This window comes from Spirabiliibacterium pneumoniae, from assembly GCF_014884995.1.
Classification (GTDB): domain Bacteria; phylum Pseudomonadota; class Gammaproteobacteria; order Enterobacterales; family Pasteurellaceae; genus Spirabiliibacterium; species Spirabiliibacterium pneumoniae.
The window spans coordinates 37992-56064 of record NZ_JABMII010000013.1 but is presented as its reverse complement, the minus strand read 5'-3'; the positions used below and the strand labels follow the sequence as shown (position 1 = coordinate 56064).

The window sequence follows — 18073 nt, the reverse complement described above, 5'->3', positions numbered from 1 at the left end:
TAAAAAACCTTCTCATATGAGAAGGTTTTTTATTAGAATACATCGCCGTCACGCAGCACATGGCGATTACCCCGCCGCCACAAAAAACCGCACTTATCATAATATTCAATCAACTGCACCGTGAGCTTGCGCCCAAAGCCGAGCGCATCGCGCAATTCATTCACTGAAATACCACCCTCGCGCTGAATGTGCGCCTTGATGAGTTTCGCAATACGCTCAATCTCTTCGGTGAGGAAAAATCTGTCACGCACGACAGGGGTTAAATAGCCCAGTTTACCTGCTTTGTAGAGGAAATTGCGCATCTCCCGCTCGGGCAACTCAAATTGATTAGCCAAATCGCGTACCCAAATCGCCTGCGCGTGAATCACGAATTCCGCATGGACTTTTTGCCACAGTACGGCTTCGTCCGTACTAAAGGCAATTTTATGACTTGGCAAATGCAACCAGCCACGACTTTGCTGCAACGCTTTTTCACTGAGTAACTGCTCAATTAAATAAAACATCACCGCACTTGGCTGCTTAATAGCCGCCATACGCGCCAAACGCGCCTTTGCCACACCAAGCTGGTCGGGGTTATCTTGATGATATTGTGCAAGGCTCTCGAGCAGCCGCTCTCGTAAGCGCCGCCCCGTTGCCTCATCAAAACAAAAATCGTTCACGCAATGAAAGCCAAGCTGTTGTTGATAAGTGTAAAATTGCGCGGATGTAAGCTGCTCGACCCAGCATAAACGCGCCTTTTCCATGCTTTTTTGCTGTAAATAAGCGGCAATTCGCAACATTTTGCTCTTGGCAGCAACCAACTGATGCAAATACTGCAAACGCTGTGGTGTGCGTTTGTAACGGGTGGGGGAATCCGTTTCAAGCACATACGCGCCTGCCAATGTTTGGCTATTATCCGCACTGCGCAAGATGAGTTTATCCTGCGCACACAAAAAAAGCCCTTGCTGTAAAGTCAGCTCCGCCAGCACTTTTTTACCGATTGCCGCGCATTGCGCCTCCAGCAAGGTGCATTTGCCCACAATATGATTTGCTGCATGATAAATATGCACATCTTGTGAAGCTTTAAGCGCAACTACGGGATTGACAAGTACCGTGATACGATCCGTGGCGAACGCATTGGGGCTATCAAACAACCAATCACCACGCTGAATTTGGCTGCTTTCTTTGCCCACCAAATTGAGCGCCAAACGCTCACCCGCAAGCCCCACCACGCTCACTTGATTTTGTGCATGAATATTTTTTACCCGCACGGGATTTGCAGACGAGGAGGATAAAAATAACACATCGTCAACTTTTACATGGCCGCTAAATGCGGTGCCAGTGACCACTGTGCCAGCGCCTTTGATGGTAAAAGTGCGGTCAATAGCATAACGAAATGGGTGCTTGTGGATGTCATCATTATCCAGCCCAGAAAGCCGTTGACTCAGCTCACGGATACCTTGCCCCGTACGGACAGAAGTCACAAAAAAAGGACTTTTGCGCAGCGCAGCATAGCGTTGTTTAAGTTCAACTTGCAACGCCTCAACCGCACTTTGGCTGGCTTTATCGGCTTTGGTGATTACCACCATAATTTGCTTGAAATCGAGCAGGGATAAAATGGTCAAATGCTCTTCTGTTTGCGGCATAATGCCTTCATCCGCTGCCACCACCAACATCGCATAATCCACGCCGCCTAAGCCTGCGAGCATATTCGATAAAAATTTAGCATGCCCTGGCACATCAATAAAGCCTAACACACGCCCATCATCGAGCGGCAAGTATGCATAGCCTAAATCGATAGTCATACCTCGCTTTTTCTCATCGGGCAAATGCGCAGTGTTTTTGCCTGTGAGCGCTTCAAGCAGTGCGGTTTTGCCATGATCTACATGGCCACTGGTTGCAATAATCATAATTCATCTACACCAGATAATAACGCATCGATGTCCGCCACCGAACGCAGATCAAGCCACAATTTTTGCTGTTCAATGCGCCCGATAATGGGTTGACTGAGCTGTTTAAGGCTGCGCACCAATTGCATTAAATCCGCATTATGCCCCGTCAACGGCGCAACGGTCACCGCATAAGAGAGAAGCTGAAATGTCGGCTGGGAGCCACTGCCAATTTGCGCGTGGCTCGGGGCAATCTCAATGCAATAGTCTTGGTGCAATTTTTCCTGCAATTTCTGCGCCAAGCGCACCGCACTTTGCTTGAGACTGGCCACATCTTGCGTTAAATGCCGCAAGGTTGGGTTGTTCTCAGCGATTTTTTCGGGCAAAAGATAATCTCGCAGTGTGCCTTCAAGTGCACTTAAAATCACTTTATCACAGCGCAGCACACGCTTGAGCGGATGGCATTGAAGCTTGTCAATCATCACTTTTTTACCCACAATAATCCCCGCTTGTGGGCCGCCTAACAGTTTATCCCCTGAAAAACAGACCAAATCCACACCCGCATGTAGCATCGCTTTAGGGGTTGGCTCATAAGGCAAACCAAATTGGCTCAAATCCACTAATGCACCACTGCCCAAATCACTCACCAGCGGAATGTTGTGCTCTCGCGCTAATTGTGCAAGCGTGTGTTCCGCCACACTTTCCGTAAAACCTGTGATTTGGTAATTACTCGGATGAACTTTCATTAAAAGTGCGGTATTTTCAGTAATATGGTTTTGATAATCGCTCAAATGTGTACGATTGGTTGTGCCGACTTCTCTTAATTCACAACCCGCCTGCTGCATAATATCAGGGATACGAAATGAGCCACCAATTTCCACCAACTCACCGCGTGAAATGACGACTTCTTTGCCACGCGCAAACGTACTCAAAATCAACAAAACTGCGGCAGCATTATTATTCACCACACAAGCAGCTTCACAATCGCACAGCTGCGCCAACAAGTCACTGACAAAAATATCCCGATGACCGCGTGTAGCATTGTGCATATCATATTCTAGCGCCACATTATTTTTCATGGCCTGCATGGCCGCTTGCTGCGCACTCTCAGGCCATAATGCACGCCCTAAATTGGTGTGCAACACCGTACCTGTAAGATTATGAACAGAGCGCATCTGCACCTGTGACAACCGATTTAGATCATGTTGTAACTTTTTATAAAGAATTGTATGGTCATTCAAATAACGAGGAAAGGGCTGCTGATTAGCAATCGCCTGGCGTGCATGGTTCAAGATCAAGCGTAACTGTGCCACCACTGCACTATGCCCAAACTTGGTTACCAACGCTTGGCCTTCAGGGGCGCTTATCACCTTGTCGACGCTTGGCAGATCACGATAAAGCTGGGTCATAAAATTTCCTTTTGCGATGAGAATAATGCTATTTTAATGAAAATAGCGTATAATGCCACTGCTTTGGAAGGTCGTCGTTTCCGGTGAAGCGGCAGGACTTCAAATCCTGTTAAGGCTGCCAGCAGTCTTGGGTGGGTTCAACTCCCATGACCTTCCGCCACCACCTTTCAAATATGTTCTCATGACCGCCACTGCATGTTTTGCCATGATCGTATTCACTCAGCGCAAAAAACACCAAACAAAAGAGTCGCAAAACTGAAGTGCGGTTGACCGCACTTTAGCTCTTAAACTCAATTAGGCGCCCTTTCTAATCCAATAACGATAAGGCTTGCGATCGGATTCTGCGCGCAGTAAGGTGTGGTCCATAAATTGGCAAAAGCTCGGCATGTCGCGCGTGGTGGCAGGGTCGTCAGCGATCACTAACAGCACTTGTCCGATGGGCATACTGCGAATCGCTTTACGCACCAACATCACCGGCTCTGGGCAACGTAAGCCTTGTGTGTCTAAGGTTTTATCTGGATTAATCTGGCACATAGATCATCCTATTTTAGGGTTTTGCGCTATAATAGCGCGAAATCCGTTTTTTTTCTATTGTGAGGTGGCTATGGAAAACACGTTGACCGCACTTTTTAAACAGCACTTGTGCGCATTACAAACGCTATTTTCGCAAGTGTGTGATGTGTGTCGTGTTGAGCAGGTGTGGCTGCATTCTGGCAGTGAACAACACTATTTTTTAGACGATAATGCTCGCCCGTTTAAGGTCAATCCGTTATTTCGCTATGTTGTACCATTGAGTGCGCCTGAGTGCTGGGTGTCGCTCAATGGGCAGGGCAAACCGCACTTGTATTTTTATCAACCCGATGACTATTGGCATGCAGTTGAGCCACTGCCAGAAGACTTTTGGTGCGCAGAATTTGAGTGGACAGTAGTGCGCAATTTAGCGGAAATACCGCACTTGGTTAAGGGTAAAAACGCCCTTTATTTAGGTGAGAATACCACTTTGGCATCAACGTTAGGGTTCACTCACATTAACCTGCAAAAGGCGCTCAATCTTGTGCATTATCACCGCAGCATCAAAACGGAATTTGAATTGGAATGTATGCGCCGTGCGCAACTGCCTGCTGTGCTAGGGCATCTGCGCGCACGCGAGGCATTTATGCAAGGGAAAAGTGAGTTTGACATTAACCTTGCCTACCTGCACGCCAGCAGCCAACGTGATGAAGAGGTGCCTTATGGCAATATTATCGCGATAAATGAACACGCTGCCGTGTTGCACTACACCAAGTTAGATCGGCAAAAACCTAAAGTGCGGTCGGGCTTTATGATTGATGCGGGCGCAACCTATTTAGGCTACGCTTCAGACATTAGCCGCACATATAGCGCGCAAGATGATGAATATGCGGCATTAATTCAGGCGATGGATAAAAATAAACTGAGTATTATCAACGCGTTGCAAGTGGGTTATAACTATCTGTATTACCATACACAAATGCACCAAATGATCGCTGAACTCCTGCATGATTTTAACTTTGTGCGTATCAGCAGTGCCGATATTTTCGAGCAAGGCATCACACGCGCATTTTTCCCTCATGGATTGGGGCATTTTCTTGGCTTGCAAGTGCATGATGTGGCGGGGTTTCAACAAAGCCCTCGCGGCACGCACAAAGCGCCACCTGAAATGTATCCAAGCCTACGCTGCACGCGAAATTTAGCCAAAAATATGGTACTGACCATTGAGCCAGGTTTTTATTTTATCCCAATGTTGCTTAAACCGTGGCGTGAAAGTGCTCTCAGCCGCGTCTTTAATTGGGAAAAAATTGAGGCCTTTTTACCTTGTGGCGGCATTCGCACCGAAGATAATGTGATTATCACCGAACAAGGTGCAGAAAATATCACCGCTAGCGCATTCGCACAGCTGACTGAGGCGAACTGATGCGGTACCTCATTCCAGCACAGCGCATTGAATTTAGTGAAGAGATTAAAAAAAGCCGCTTTATCACCTACCTTGCGCATACCGAGGGGCTTGCGCACGCACGCGCATTTTGGGCAGAAATCAAAGCCCAACACCCCAATGCACGCCACTGGTGCTGGGCGGCAGTGGCAGGCAGCCCTGACGATTGCCAGCAATTAGGTTTTTCAGACGATGGCGAGCCGTCTGGTACGGCGGGTAAACCGATGCTAAGTGCGCTGCAAGGGGCGAATATTGGCGAGATAAGTGCGGTGGTGGTACGCTATTTTGGCGGTGTTCTGCTCGGCACTGGTGGTTTAGTGCGTGCCTATGGCAACGGCGTGCAACAGGCATTGAGTTTATTGCCGACATGTGAAAAAATCTTACGTCAAAAAGCACAGCTTATCTGCCCTTATGAACAAATGCCGCTGGTTCAACAACTCATTAAGCAATTTGATGTTCTAATTGACGCACAGGACTTTGGCAGTGAAGTGCGCTTTTCACTGCTGCTAGATCCTTTATCACAAGCACAGTTTGCACAACAATTAACCGACCGCAGTCGTGGCAGTTTACAATTAACGCTTGAGTAAGGTAAAAATATCACGCTATGACAACATTATTCATTTATTCAACCCGAGAAGGGCAAACCTTAAAAATTGCCACCGCTATTGCGGAAAAATTACGTCGTACGGGAATTGACACCAAATTGATGGCACTATCTGAAGCCTTAAATTGTGATCTGCGCCGTTTTGATAGCGTCATCATCGGGGCTTCGATTCGCTACGGACATTTTGACCGCACTTTAGCGACATTTGTTAACCGCCATTATGAGCTGCTCAACCGCATCCCAAGTGCCTTTTTCAGCGTCAATCTCACAGCTCGAAAGCCTGACAAAAATACGCCACAAACGAATGTTTACACCCGAAAATTTCTCGCGCGCATCGACTGGCAGCCATCTATCAGCACCGTATTTGCAGGGGCGTTGTATTATCCACGTTATCGTCCCTTTGATCGCATAATGATCCAATTTATCATGCGCTTAACTGGCGGCGAAACCGACACAACCAAGGAAGTGGAATACACCGACTGGCATCGAGTTGATGCTTTTGCCGACGTATTAAAAAAATTGCTAGAATAACAACCGTATGAGCAACAGTAGTGATATATCATGCCATTATTCCAATGGTGCTTGATTAAATGCTAGAATAAAGGTAGAAAAACAACAAAATAAAAAAGAGAGATTATTGGCACGCCCTACTGGATTCGAACCAGTGACCTACGGCTTAGAAGGCCGTTGCTCTATCCAGCTGAGCTAAGGGCGCTTTGCAAGTTGGATATGTGAGAATGAAGAAATGGTCGGCGAGATAGGATTTGAACCTACGACCCACTGGTCCCAAACCAGTTGCGCTACCAAACTGCGCTACTCGCCGACTAGGTTTGCTATTATAAAAGGCTTGAAATTTTCGTCAACGACTTTTTATCTTTTTTCACGCAAGTGCTTAAATTTAGCACTTTTAGGCTTACCAAAACCGCACTTTTCTGACAAAATACGCAAAACTGTTGCACAAAGGAAATGCTATGACCGCGGAAATCATCTCTGGCAGCGCCGTTGCCAAACACATTAAACATGAGATCGCTGAAAAAATTCAACAACGCAAAGCGCAAGGCAAACGCGCGCCTGGCCTGGCGGTGATTTTGGTGGGGGCAGACCCCGCTTCACAAGTCTATGTGGGGAGCAAACGCCGCACCTGTGATGAGCTGGGTATTTATTCAAAATCCTTCGATTTGCCACAAGATACCACAGAAAATGCGCTGCTTTCTGTAATCGATGAGCTGAATAACGACGATAGCATCGACGGCATTTTGGTACAATTGCCACTTCCAAAGCACATTGATAGCACAAAGGTGATTGAGCGCATTCGCCCAGATAAAGATGTAGATGGCTTTCACCCCTATAACGTTGGGCGTTTATGCCAACGCATTCCATTGCTGCGCGCTTGCACGCCATACGGCATTATCACGCTGTTGAAAACGTTGAATATTGACTTACACGGGCAGCATGCTGTGGTGGTGGGGGCATCAAATATTGTCGGCCGCCCAATGGCGCTGGAGCTATTGCTCGCGGGCTGCACCGTCACTGTTGCGCATCGCTTCACCAAAAATTTAAAAGACTTGGTCAAGCAAGCGGAAATTTTGGTGGTTGCCGTGGGCAAACCGCACTTTATTCCAGGCGACTGGATCCAACCTGGCGCGGTGGTGATTGATGTGGGCATTAATCGCACCGAAAATGGCCTTGTCGGCGATGTGGATTTTGACGCCGCCAAAGCCCACGCCAGCCACATCACCCCTGTGCCTGGTGGCGTTGGCCCGATGACGGTGGCGATGTTAATGAGCAATACGCTATATGCCTGTGAGCATTATCACGATAAATAATCCTCAACAAAAAAACCGCACCTTAAAGTGCGGTTTTATTTTTACCATTGGTAACTATACCCAATTTGTAACTGTGTTTTACGTTTGAAATGTTTTCCCTGCTCACGTTGTGCTGACACAGTGAATGCGCCGAAATACGTTTGTGCTAACATACCAGCCTCCAATTGTGCTCGGCTACCAAGATGTTGTACATCAAGTGCGTAGCCATTAAGTACAATATCATGATGACCGTAGTCTTTCAGCCAATATGCTCCCACAAAAGGCTTAAATTCGATACGATTCGTTGCCCAATACGCTCGCACTTGAGCCCCTATGCGACTCTGATATAGCGTATCACCATTAAACTTAACCGCACTTAAGTCACCTTGTGGCACTAGAGAAAACTGAGCTGTCATAGGCACGATTGCACCTGTACCTAATCTTACACTGTGTGCATTCTTATGCTGCTCGTCCACACCATCAGCTTTTAAATGAACGCGTGTATAGTGATAATCGCCGTCAAGATACACACCATTTTGCCACTCTACGCCACCGTAAACACCTGCATGATAAGCACGAATACGCCCATCACCATAACCTTGTTTAACATCAATATTCGCGCGTCCTGTGCCAGCTAATATACCGAAATAATGACGAGTGCTGCCATTCAGCCAGCTTTTATCATAGCCTAGTGTTAAGGTGTGGTTGTTCTGCTCAAACCCTGATGTCTTGGCTTGTGCTGTGGTAAAGCTATCAAATTTATCCCAGCTATTGCTGTTGAGCAACCATAAACCTTGGCTTTTTTCGTTTTGATGGATCGTGTTAACTCTCTGATGTAGACTTTCGCTTTGGTGAAACAAATAAGCTTGGCTTGCTTGCATTAATGCAATGGTATTATTCGCCCATTGGCTCAATGTTTTCTCGACCACACTTTGGGCATTTTTTCCTACTGGTGCACTTTCATTCGCAACAGTATAACCAAAACCACCAGCACTCACGGAAGTAGATGGGATTTGTGGTGTTGGAGATTTATTCTCAGGAGCAGCTTTTTCACCTAAATGCGCTAATTCCCAATGATCACCTTGACGGCGAAGAAGATAGCGATAGACTCCTGCGTCGACAAACGGTTTATCTTTCAATGCAAACTGCCCATCACCACCATGTGAGGTTACGAGTATCACTTTGCCATTTGGTGCACTCGGCTCTTTGTGACTGTCACGCACCTTTAACAAATGACTACCTTTGACCAACCCTTTCACTGCGATCATATCCGCTTGCTGCGCACTTAAATCGCTGTTAAGCACGAAGATACCGTTCCCTTCAAGATCGTGATTAATCGTCAACGTATGGAATTGGCTATCCTGATCAAACTCAACAGTGGCATTGTCAACATTCAGGTTATCGACGCTACTATCACCTTTAAAACGCCAATGGCTGCCGTCACGCAGGTTAAATTTAACATTGCCATGTAGCTGAGTTGGATTAATATAACTCACCCCTGAAAGCTGCGCATTACCACTCGCATTCAAAGTGAGGGTGGTATTATCTCCTGATGCCCCCTCTCCCAGCAACGCCACCACCTGTGGATCATTGATATTCACCAACTTATTAGCCGTGAATATTCCACCTTGAATATCCACTATGGCATCATTTCGCTGGTCGCTTTGTTGTGCAAATACATTCACTCCAACGCCTGTTTTGATTTCATTGTGATCCAGCGTTGCTGTCAACTGCGCCATCGAAGCATGACTGTTGCTTCCATCCGATATGAAAGTAATAACCGCACTATCTTCATTAAGGTTAACTTTACTGTTACGCAATTCCACTTGAGTGTTATGATCTGCACCAGCAAATATGTTAAATATCTGCTGATATTTTGCATCATTACCTAAAATATCAACATTATCCGCCACAAAATGGCCGCCATCAAATAGGGTTGCTACTACCGCCCCCTCACCTTCTAACCGCACTTTATGGTTGTGACTTAATACACTAACGGTGCTGTCTTGTAAATTAAATCCTTGAGTGCTATTGCCTGCTAAGGTAATATCCGCCTGATTATCCAGCGAACTCTCTTTGTGTAAAATAAATGCTTGTCCACCTTCATCACCACTGCCATGATATTGATCAAAACTGTGCCCAATATTAATCGATACGCCTTTTTCGACAATCCCCTTTTGACCATGCCATAAATACAAAATAGAAGCAGCAGAATTTGGATAGTTATCTAACGTAATATCGACGCCTTTTTCTAATGTTATGTAGTCTTTGCGTACTTGCGTCAAAGGAAAGAGCGCATAAGCATCCATACCATGTTCCGTGATGCCATTACTTTGAGCTGGAAGGTTTTGATATTTCCCCGCTTTCACGTTTACATGAATATTTTCAGCTTCAAGCAAACGAGATGCTATGTCTGTACCAAGATAATTGATGCTATATTTTATGCGAGGCGCTTGTTCTTCATTCATCGGCCCAGCTGGATTAAACACTTGACAGCCGTAAGGACTAGCACACTCAATATCAGTATATTCTGCTCTTGCACCGCATGTCATCATCACCAGCAGCGCACCAAGAGTAAACTTAACGTTGTATGATGTTTTCATATATCCCCCTTTTAATCATCTACCAAAGTGCGGGCGACCGCACTTTTACGTCATTACCCGCGCCGCCAGGTGGTGCCTTGTGGGCCGTCTTCGAGCACGATGCCCATGGCGGTGAGTTTGTCCCGCGCGGCATCGGCTTGTGCCCAATTTTTCTCGGCGCGGGCTTGGTTGCGCTCGGCAATTAAGGCTTCGATTTCCGCCACGTCATCGTCATTCCCTGCTTGTAAAAACGCCTCGGGGTCTTGGTATAAAATCCCGAGCACGTCGCCGAGTTTACGCATTTGTGCTGCAAGACCATTGGCCTTATCAAGCGCGTTTTCTTGCTTGAGTTTGTTCACTTCACGCGCCATGTCAAACAGCACCGCCAGCGCGCCAGGGGTATTGAAATCATCGTTCATGGCCTCATTAAAAGCTTGCACAAAACACTCGCCACCACTGGCAACCGCACTTTTATCCGTGCCGCGAAGTGCGGTGTAAAGCCGTTCAAGGGCGCTGTGGGCGAGATTGAGGTTTTCATCGCTGTAATTGAGCTGGCTGCGATAATGCGCCGTGAGCAGGAAGTAGCGCACACTTTCGCCGTTGTAATGTTTAAGCACATCACGAATGGTGAAAAAGTTGTTCAGTGACTTCGACATTTTTTCTTTGTCGACCATAATCATGCCCGAGTGAATCCAGTAATTCACATAGCTCCCACCGTGGGCGCAACACGATTGAGCAATTTCATTTTCGTGGTGTGGAAACATCAAATCCGAGCCACCGCCGTGAATGTCAAAGTGCGGTCCGAGCTCTTTGAAATTCATAGCTGAACATTCAATATGCCAGCCTGGGCGGCCTTTTCCCCACGGTGAATCCCAGCTGGGTTCGTTTTCTTTCGACATTTTCCACAGCACGAAGTCCATCGGGTTTTGTTTGATGGCGGAAATCTCCACTCTCGCGCCAGCTTGTAGTTGCTCAAGGTCTTGGCGGGAGAGTTTGCCATAGTGGTCAAAACTGGCCACCGAGAACATCACATCGCCGTTATCCGCCACATAGGCGTGTTTTTTGTCAATCAAGGTTTGTACAATGGCAATAATATCTGCAATATGGTGCGTGGCGCGTGGTTCGATGTCGGGGCGTTGGATATTGAGCGCATCAAAGTCTTGATACATCTCCGCGACCATGCGATCAACAAGTTGTTCGCAGGTTTCGTGATTGGCCAACGCGCGTTTGATGATTTTATCGTCCACATCAGTAATGTTGCGCACATAGGTTAGATCGTAGCCTAAATGGCGCAAAAAGCGCGCGATCACGTCAAAACACACAAAAGTTCGCCCATGTCCGATGTGGCAGAGATCATAGACAGTCACCCCACACACATACATGCCCACTTTGCCTGCGTGGATAGGTTTAAATTCTTCTTTATTGCGTTCGTAAGTGTTGTAGATTTTTAACATAGCGCCCCTTTGTGCATGTGCTGTCGGTGGCGGCAGCACGTTTTTTATGGAATAATAACCGCACATTATAACGTTTAATCGACAAAAAAGGATCTTTAATATGGTAATTCTGCACACAAACTTCGGCGACATTAAATTGGAACTGGACAGCGCTAAGGCCCCGCAAACCTGTGAAAATTTTCTTAACTACTGCAAAAGCGGCTTTTATAACAATACCATTTTTCACCGCGTGATCGACGGCTTTATGATTCAAGGTGGTGGTTTAGAAAGTGGCATGAAGGAAAAAGCCACTAATGCGCCAATCAAAAACGAAGCCAACAATGGCCTAAGCAACAAACGCGGCACCATTGCCATGGCGCGCACAAGCGATCCGCACTCGGCTACTGCGCAGTTTTTCATCAATGTGAATGACAACGATTTCCTTGATTTCAAAGCGGAAAATATGCAAGGCTGGGGCTATGCGGTGTTCGGCAAAGTGGTGGACGGCATGGACGTGGTGGATAAAATCCGTAAAGTGAAAACGGGCAATTACGGCTATCACCAAGACGTGCCGAAAGAAGAAATCGTCATTGAGTCAGTGACTGTTGAATAATAAAAGTGCGGTTAATCGCACTTCACTTTTACCCCCGTGGATGGAATTTAGCATGGAGCTTTTTCAGCCGTTCGTTGGCAACATGGGTGTAAATTTGGGTGGTGGAGAGATCGCTGTGGCCAAGCAGCATTTGCACCACCCGCAAATCCGCGCCGTGATTGACCAAATGGGTCGCAAAGGCGTGGCGCAACACATGCGGTGAGAGGCTGTTTTGATTGATATCCGCGCGCAAAGCATAATGCTTGATGCGATGCCAAAAGGTTTGGCGGGTCATCTGCTGCCCTCTCCGACTAGGAAATAATACATCTGAACTTGTGCCATTGAGCAGTACATCTCGCCCATAAATAATAAATTCCCGAATCCAAAAATTGGCTTCATCGCCCATCGGTACCAACCGCTCTTTGTTGCCTTTGCCGATCACGCGCACCACGCCTTGATTGAGGCTGATGCTGTCTAATGTCAGCGACACCAATTCGCTCACTCGCAGCCCTGTGGCATAAAGCAGCTCCAGCATAGCTTTGTCGCGCAGCTCCAGCGGCTCGTCGGTGGCGGGCGCATTGAGCAAATCACTCACCTGCCCTTCGGTGAGCGATTTCGGCAAGCGTGATGGCAATTTCGGCGATTGCAACACCGCGCAGGGGTTGTCCGCGCGCTGTTTCTCACGTTCTAAATAAAGAAAAAATTTGCGTAAGCTACTGAGCATTCGCGCCGAACTGGTGGCTTTATAACCTTGTTTAAGGCGCTCGCCGAGAAAGGTTTGCAGGTCGTGGCTGTCAACATTGAACACCGTGCGGTGATTTTCTTTGCACCAATGAAAAAGTGCGGTCAAATCCAAACGATAAGAGGCGATGGTATTTTGCGACAGCCCTTGCTCAAGCCACAGCTCATTTAAAAAAAGCTCTAGCAGCATTTTGTCGTTCATGCTAACCGCACTTTACCTTAGCCTGCGAAATCGCCGAGCATATCTTCCGTTGGCACAAAAAACAGCGTGCCCGTTTTGGCGGTGCTGAAGTCCAAAATGCGGTCGGAATTGCCCACAGGATCGCCGATGAACATATTGGTCAGCATTTTTTTCACTGTGTCAAACGAACTGGCATAACAGATAAAATAGGTGCCCATTTCGTTATTGGCGGTGTTGCCAAAGGGCATATTATCCCGCACCACTTTGAAATCATCACCCACATTCGCCAGCGCAGAGTGGGCATTGCTCGGCTTTTCCTCATCGCTCATTTCGATGTCATCAACCTTCGAGCGCCCGATCACTTTTTCTTGCTCACTCACTGGCAAAGCGCGCCACGCCTGCATATCGTGAATGTATTTTTGCACGAAAAGATAGCTGCCGCCTTGGTAGTCAGGGTCTTCCTCGCCAATCATGCCAAAAAAGGCGCGCGCTTCGCCTTGTGGGTTTTCGGTGCCGTCCACAAAGCCTAAGATACTGCGCCCGTCCCAATAACGAAAGCCGTGGACTTCTTCCACACACTCCGCCACAGGGTTGAGCACATCGCTAATTTGTGTTGCCAAATCAATACATAAGCTCGGGTCTTGAGCACGAATGTGCAAATGTAAATCACCACGGGTAGACACAGCGGTGTGCTTTTGCCCTTTAATTTCCACAAATTTTTCAAACTGTTTAGGCAGAGGTTTTGGCAAATCCAGCAATGCCCACGCCTCAAACCCGATACCAAGCACCACACTGGCTTGCGTATTCGGAAAGCGCGTTTCAATACTGTGATTGAGATTGACCACCAAGCTACACAGGCGTTGAAAGTGCGGTTGAATGTCCTCACCCGCGCGAAAATTCCACACCATAAACACCGTATTATTATTCGGATTATCTAAAACTTTCTGTGAGTTAATACTCATAATTCCTCCCTAAAGCGCCATACCATCAAGCAGTGCAACATCTGATTTTTTCGCCATAGTGCGCACATAGGCATCAATTTTTTCAGGGAACTGAAGGCCTTTAACCAACGTGAGCGAGCGCAGGCTGGCAAAAAGATGGAAGTCATCTTCTGACAACTCGCCATTGACCGCCTCAGGGGAGACAATCAAGCTGTCTAAAAACACCAGTGCCCTGTTAAGCTGGGTGACAAAGTGCGGTGTGAAATCGAGCAATTTATCCAAATCCCCGACTTTACCTGTCATGCGCTGCACATAGCGATCATACGCCGCATCGGTTTTCAGCTCAGGGAAAGGTGCATTAGCAAAGCGCGGATAAAGCAGGCTGTTGACGGTTTCACGGTGCTCGGCTTGCCACTGCGCAATCGCAGGTACACTTTCCCCCGTGACCAATGGCTTGCCATCGAGATTATCAATAAAATGCACGATGTCCATGCTTTCAGGCATAAACGTGCCGTCATCTTTCTCTAAAATCGGAACAACTTTGCTGCCCACCATATTAGTTGGCGTATCCACATCATCTTCCATCAAAATGACTTTTTCATAGGGCACCTTTTTCAACCCAAAGATCATCATCGCCTTGACACAATACGGGCAATGTTCATACACATACAGTTTCATATTCGCCTCACTGGTTGGTTGTTTTTTATATCATAAAGGAATTGGCGCGTTTTTGAAACCTTAACAAAAGTGCGGTTAAACCGCACTTTCACTTAGTGCATATCCTGCAGGCGGTAAACTTGGGTTTGGCGTAAACTTTCTAGCCCTTGGCTGAGCGCTTCGCCACCAGCGATGGTGGTGTAAAGCGGGATACGCATTTGCAGTGCGCTGGTGCGAATTGAGTGGCTGTCGGCAACCGATTCTGGCTGGGCGCCTGCGGTGTTGATGATCATCGCAATCTCGCCGTTTTTGATGGCATCAACAATATGCGGGCGGCCTTCGCGCACTTTGTTAACAATTTGCACACCTAAGCCTTGCTCACACAAAAACCGCGCAGTGCCGCGGGTTGAGCACAAGCCGTAGCCGAGTTGTTGCAGCGCTTTGGCCAATGGCACCAATTTGGCTTTGTCGCTGTCCACCACGGAGAGGAAGATTTTACCCGAGGCTGGCAGACGCTCACCCGCACCGAGTTGCGCTTTTACAAAGGCTTCGGCAAAGGTTTCACCCACACCCATCACTTCACCCGTGGAGCGCATTTCTGGCCCCAAAATAGTGTCTACGCCTGGGAATTTGATAAATGGGAACACCGCTTCTTTCACGCTATATAAGTGCGGTATGGTTTCCTTCAGCACGCCTTGTTCAGCCAGCGAGATGCCCGCCATCACTTTGGCGGCGATTTTCGCCAGTGGCACGCCAGTGGCTTTGGAGACAAACGGCACGGTGCGTGAAGCGCGTGGATTGACTTCGAGCACATAAACATCGCCTGCTTTGACGGCAAATTGCACGTTCATCAAGCCCACCACGTTGAGGGCCTTGGCCATCGCCACGGTTTGGCGGCGGATTTCATCTTGAATTTCATCACTCAAGGAATACGGCGGCAGCGAGCAGGCCGAGTCACCGCTGTGAATGCCCGCTTGCTCAATGTGTTGCATAATGCCGCCAATCACCACCTCTTGCCCGTCACAGATACAATCCACGTCCACCTCGATGGCGTCGTTGAGGAAGTGGTCAAGCAAAATTGGGCTATCGTCGGAGACTTTCACCGCCTCGCGCATATAGCGCAGTAGTTCATCGTCGTTATAGACAATTTGCATCGCGCGCCCACCGAGCACATAAGACGGGCGCACCACCAGCGGATAACCCACTTCTTGTGCCAGCGTTAACGCCTGCTCGCTGCTGTGCGCAATACGGTTTTCAGGCTGCTTAAGATTGAGCTGCTGCAAAATGTGCTGGAAGCGCTCGCGATCTTCAGCGGCATCAATACTGTCGGCGGAGGTGCCGATAATGCGTACGCCGTTTTCGTGCAGCGCGCTGGCCAGTTTAAGTGGTGTTTGCCCGCCGTAATGCACAATCACGCCATACGGATTTTCAATGCGTACGATTTCCAGCACTTCTTCGAGCGTCAAGGGTTCAAAATAGAGCCTGTCGGCGGTGTCGAAATCGGTTGAGACGGTTTCAGGGTTGCAGTTGACCATAATGGTTTCAAAGCCCGCCTCTTTAAGCGCAAGGGCGGCGTGCACACAGCAGTAATCAAACTCAATCCCTTGCCCAATGCGATTCGGGCCGCCACCTAAAATCATCACTTTTTTGCGATCGGTTGGGCGAGATTCGCACTCTTGCTCATAGGTGGAATAGAGATACGCCGTGTCTGAGGTGAACTCCGCTGCGCAAGTGTCCACCCGTTTATACACAGGGTGTAGCCCCAGTTCGCCACGTTTGGCGCGCACCGCACTTTCATCACATTTCACCAACTGGGCAATGCGCTTGTCGGCAAAGCCTTTGCGTTTTAAGCGACGTAATTCGTGATAATCCAGATCGGCGAGCGTTTTTTGCTCCAGTGCCAGCTCGTCTTGCACCAAATCACGAATTTGCACTAAAAACCACGGGTCGATTTTGCTGTAATGATACACCTCATCAATTGACCAACCGCTGGCCAGTGCGTCCGCCACATAGAGAATTCGCTCAGGGCCTGGGTTGGAAAGCTCTGTGCGCAGTTTTTCGGTATCTTCAGTTTTGAGATTAAAGCCACAAATGCCCGTTTCCAAACCACGCAGCGCTTTTTGAAGCGACTCTTGGAAGGTACGCCCCATCGCCATCACCTCGCCGACCGATTTCATTTGGGTGGTGAGGCGGTCGTCCGCTTGTGGGAATTTTTCAAAGGCAAAGCGCGGCACTTTGGTCACCACATAGTCAATCGACGGCTCAAACGAGGCGGGAATCAACCCGCCAGTGATGTCATTACGCAGCTCGTTTAAAGTGTAACCCACCGCCAATTTGGCTGCCACTTTGGCAATCGGAAAGCCCGTGGCTTTAGATGCCAGCGCAGAAGAGCGGCTCACGCGCGGGTTCATTTCAATCACGATCATCTCGCCATTTTCAGGATTAATAGCAAATTGCACGTTCGAGCCACCTGTATCCACGCCAATTTCCCGCAGCACGGCAAGCGAGGCGTTGCGCATAATTTGGTATTCTTTATCAGTCAAGGTTTGCGCGGGCGCCACGGTGATCGAATCCCCCGTGTGCACGCCCATGGCATCGAGGTTTTCAATCGAGCAAATGATAATGCAGTTATCGGCCTTATCTCGCACCACTTCCATTTCATACTCTTTCCAGCCCAGCACCGATTGCTCGATCAGCAGTTCGTGGGTTGGTGAAGCGTCAAAGCCCCGCTCACAAATAGCTTGAAACTCATCGCGGTTGTAGGCAATTCCGCCGCCGCTGCCGCCCATGGTGAACGACGGGCGAATCAAGGTTGGAAAGCCGACCGCACTTTGCGCTTGCCAAGCCTCTTCAAAGGTGTGTGCCACAAAGGATTTTGGCGTATTCAAGCCAATTTTCGCCATCGCTTCTTTAAAGCGCCCACGGTCTTCCGCTTTATCAATGGCATCTTCCGTCGCGCCAATCAGCTCCACGTTGTATTTTTTCAATACGCCATGTTTTGCCAAATCCAACGCACAGTTAAGTGCGGTCTGCCCGCCCATGGTGGGCAAGATCGCATCAGGTCGTTCACGTTCAATGATTTTCTCCACCGTTTCCCAGCGGATCGGCTCAATATAGGTGGCATCCGCCATGTTGGGGTCAGTCATAATGGTCGCAGGGTTGGAGTTGACCAAAATCACGCGGTAGCCCTCTTCCCGCAGCGCCTTGCACGCCTGCGCGCCAGAGTAATCAAACTCACACGCCTGCCCAATCACAATCGGGCCTGCCCCGATAATTAAAATACTGTTTATGTCTGTACGTTTTGGCATC

Annotated in this window: 14 protein-coding genes and 3 tRNA genes; 6 read left to right on the top strand and 11 right to left on the bottom strand. The window is 48.2% G+C overall.

The features are described 5' to 3' along the window. Nucleotides 1–32: 32 nt before the first annotated feature. Nucleotides 33–1889: a selenocysteine-specific translation elongation factor gene (gene selB, locus HPC38_RS08965; protein WP_208120955.1), complete on the bottom strand. Its 1857-nt coding sequence runs from the start codon at nt 1887–1889 to the stop codon at nt 33–35. After that, nucleotides 1886–3277: an L-seryl-tRNA(Sec) selenium transferase gene (gene selA / locus HPC38_RS08960; RefSeq protein ID WP_208120954.1), complete on the bottom strand. Its 1392-nt coding sequence runs from the start codon at nt 3275–3277 to the stop codon at nt 1886–1888. The genes selB and selA overlap by 4 nt, the downstream gene beginning before the upstream one ends. Nucleotides 3278–3342: 65 nt before the next feature. On the opposite strand from selA, the gene HPC38_RS08955 reads away from it, so the two are divergent. Further along, a tRNA-Sec gene (locus tag HPC38_RS08955) sits at nt 3343–3437 on the top strand. A 134-nt stretch (nt 3438–3571) separates the two neighbouring features. Here the strand turns inward: HPC38_RS08955 and tusA are convergent. After that, entirely contained in the window at nt 3572–3811 is a 240-nt protein-coding gene (tusA, locus tag HPC38_RS08950) for a sulfurtransferase TusA (RefSeq protein WP_208120953.1), read from the bottom strand. 82 nt (nt 3812–3893) lie between these two features. Here tusA and pepQ point away from each other — a divergent pair, with 82 nt between their 5' ends. The 3 genes from pepQ to hemG are packed head-to-tail and all read left to right on the top strand — an operon-like array spanning nt 3894 to nt 6363. Then, nucleotides 3894–5210 (top strand): Xaa-Pro dipeptidase, encoded by a 1317-nt coding sequence (pepQ, locus tag HPC38_RS08945; protein WP_408021852.1) that lies wholly within the window; start codon nt 3894–3896, stop codon nt 5208–5210. Beyond that, a complete protein-coding gene (locus tag HPC38_RS08940; protein WP_208120951.1) occupies nt 5210–5815 on the top strand; it encodes a YigZ family protein in 606 nt (201 codons plus the stop codon). Before pepQ ends, HPC38_RS08940 begins: the two co-directional genes overlap by 1 nt. A 17-nt stretch (nt 5816–5832) precedes the next feature. Beyond that, a complete protein-coding gene (hemG, locus tag HPC38_RS08935) occupies nt 5833–6363 on the top strand; it encodes a menaquinone-dependent protoporphyrinogen IX dehydrogenase (RefSeq protein ID WP_208120950.1) in 531 nt (176 codons plus the stop codon). A 107-nt stretch (nt 6364–6470) separates the two neighbouring features. Here the strand turns inward: hemG and HPC38_RS08930 are convergent. Together HPC38_RS08930 and HPC38_RS08925 are read right to left on the bottom strand one after the other, a co-directional pair. Next, nucleotides 6471–6547, bottom strand: a tRNA-Arg gene (locus tag HPC38_RS08930). Nucleotides 6548–6578: 31 nt separating this feature from the next. Further along, nucleotides 6579–6655: transfer RNA gene (locus HPC38_RS08925), tRNA-Pro, on the bottom strand. 148 nt (nt 6656–6803) lie between these two features. Here HPC38_RS08925 and folD point away from each other — a divergent pair. Continuing rightward, nucleotides 6804–7658, top strand: coding sequence for a bifunctional methylenetetrahydrofolate dehydrogenase/methenyltetrahydrofolate cyclohydrolase FolD (gene folD / locus HPC38_RS08920; protein WP_208120949.1), 855 nt, complete (start codon nt 6804–6806; stop codon nt 7656–7658). A 41-nt stretch (nt 7659–7699) separates the two neighbouring features. Here the strand turns inward: folD and HPC38_RS08915 are convergent, their stop codons facing one another. Together HPC38_RS08915 and cysS are read right to left on the bottom strand one after the other, a co-directional pair. Then, a complete protein-coding gene (locus HPC38_RS08915) occupies nt 7700–10240 on the bottom strand; it encodes an autotransporter outer membrane beta-barrel domain-containing protein (RefSeq protein WP_208120948.1) in 2541 nt (846 codons plus the stop codon). 53 nt (nt 10241–10293) lie between these two features. Beyond that, a complete protein-coding gene (gene cysS, locus HPC38_RS08910) occupies nt 10294–11673 on the bottom strand; it encodes a cysteine--tRNA ligase (protein WP_208120947.1) in 1380 nt (459 codons plus the stop codon). A 100-nt stretch (nt 11674–11773) separates the two neighbouring features. On the opposite strand from cysS, the gene HPC38_RS08905 reads away from it, so the two are divergent. Next, on the top strand, nt 11774–12265 hold the full coding sequence (locus HPC38_RS08905) for a peptidylprolyl isomerase (RefSeq protein ID WP_208120946.1): 492 nt from the start codon (nt 11774–11776) through the stop codon (nt 12263–12265). A 28-nt stretch (nt 12266–12293) separates the two neighbouring features. Here the strand turns inward: HPC38_RS08905 and xerD are convergent, their stop codons facing one another. The 4 genes from xerD to carB all read right to left on the bottom strand — a co-directional run bounded on the left by xerD (nt 12294) and on the right by carB (nt 18072). Beyond that, entirely contained in the window at nt 12294–13187 is an 894-nt protein-coding gene (gene xerD / locus HPC38_RS08900) for a site-specific tyrosine recombinase XerD (RefSeq protein ID WP_208120945.1), read from the bottom strand. A 17-nt stretch (nt 13188–13204) separates the two neighbouring features. Then, entirely contained in the window at nt 13205–14128 is a 924-nt protein-coding gene (locus tag HPC38_RS08895; RefSeq protein WP_208120944.1) for a Dyp-type peroxidase, read from the bottom strand. Nucleotides 14129–14137: 9 nt separating this feature from the next. Further along, nucleotides 14138–14785 carry a glutaredoxin 2 gene (grxB, locus tag HPC38_RS08890; RefSeq protein WP_208120943.1) on the bottom strand — a complete coding sequence of 216 codons (648 nt, stop codon included), beginning with the start codon at nt 14783–14785 and terminating at the stop codon, nt 14138–14140. Nucleotides 14786–14877: 92 nt separating this feature from the next. After that, nucleotides 14878–18072, bottom strand: a complete 3195-nt coding sequence (gene carB, locus HPC38_RS08885) for a carbamoyl-phosphate synthase large subunit (RefSeq protein ID WP_208120942.1) — start codon at nt 18070–18072, stop codon at nt 14878–14880. Nucleotide 18073 lies beyond the last annotated feature (1 nt).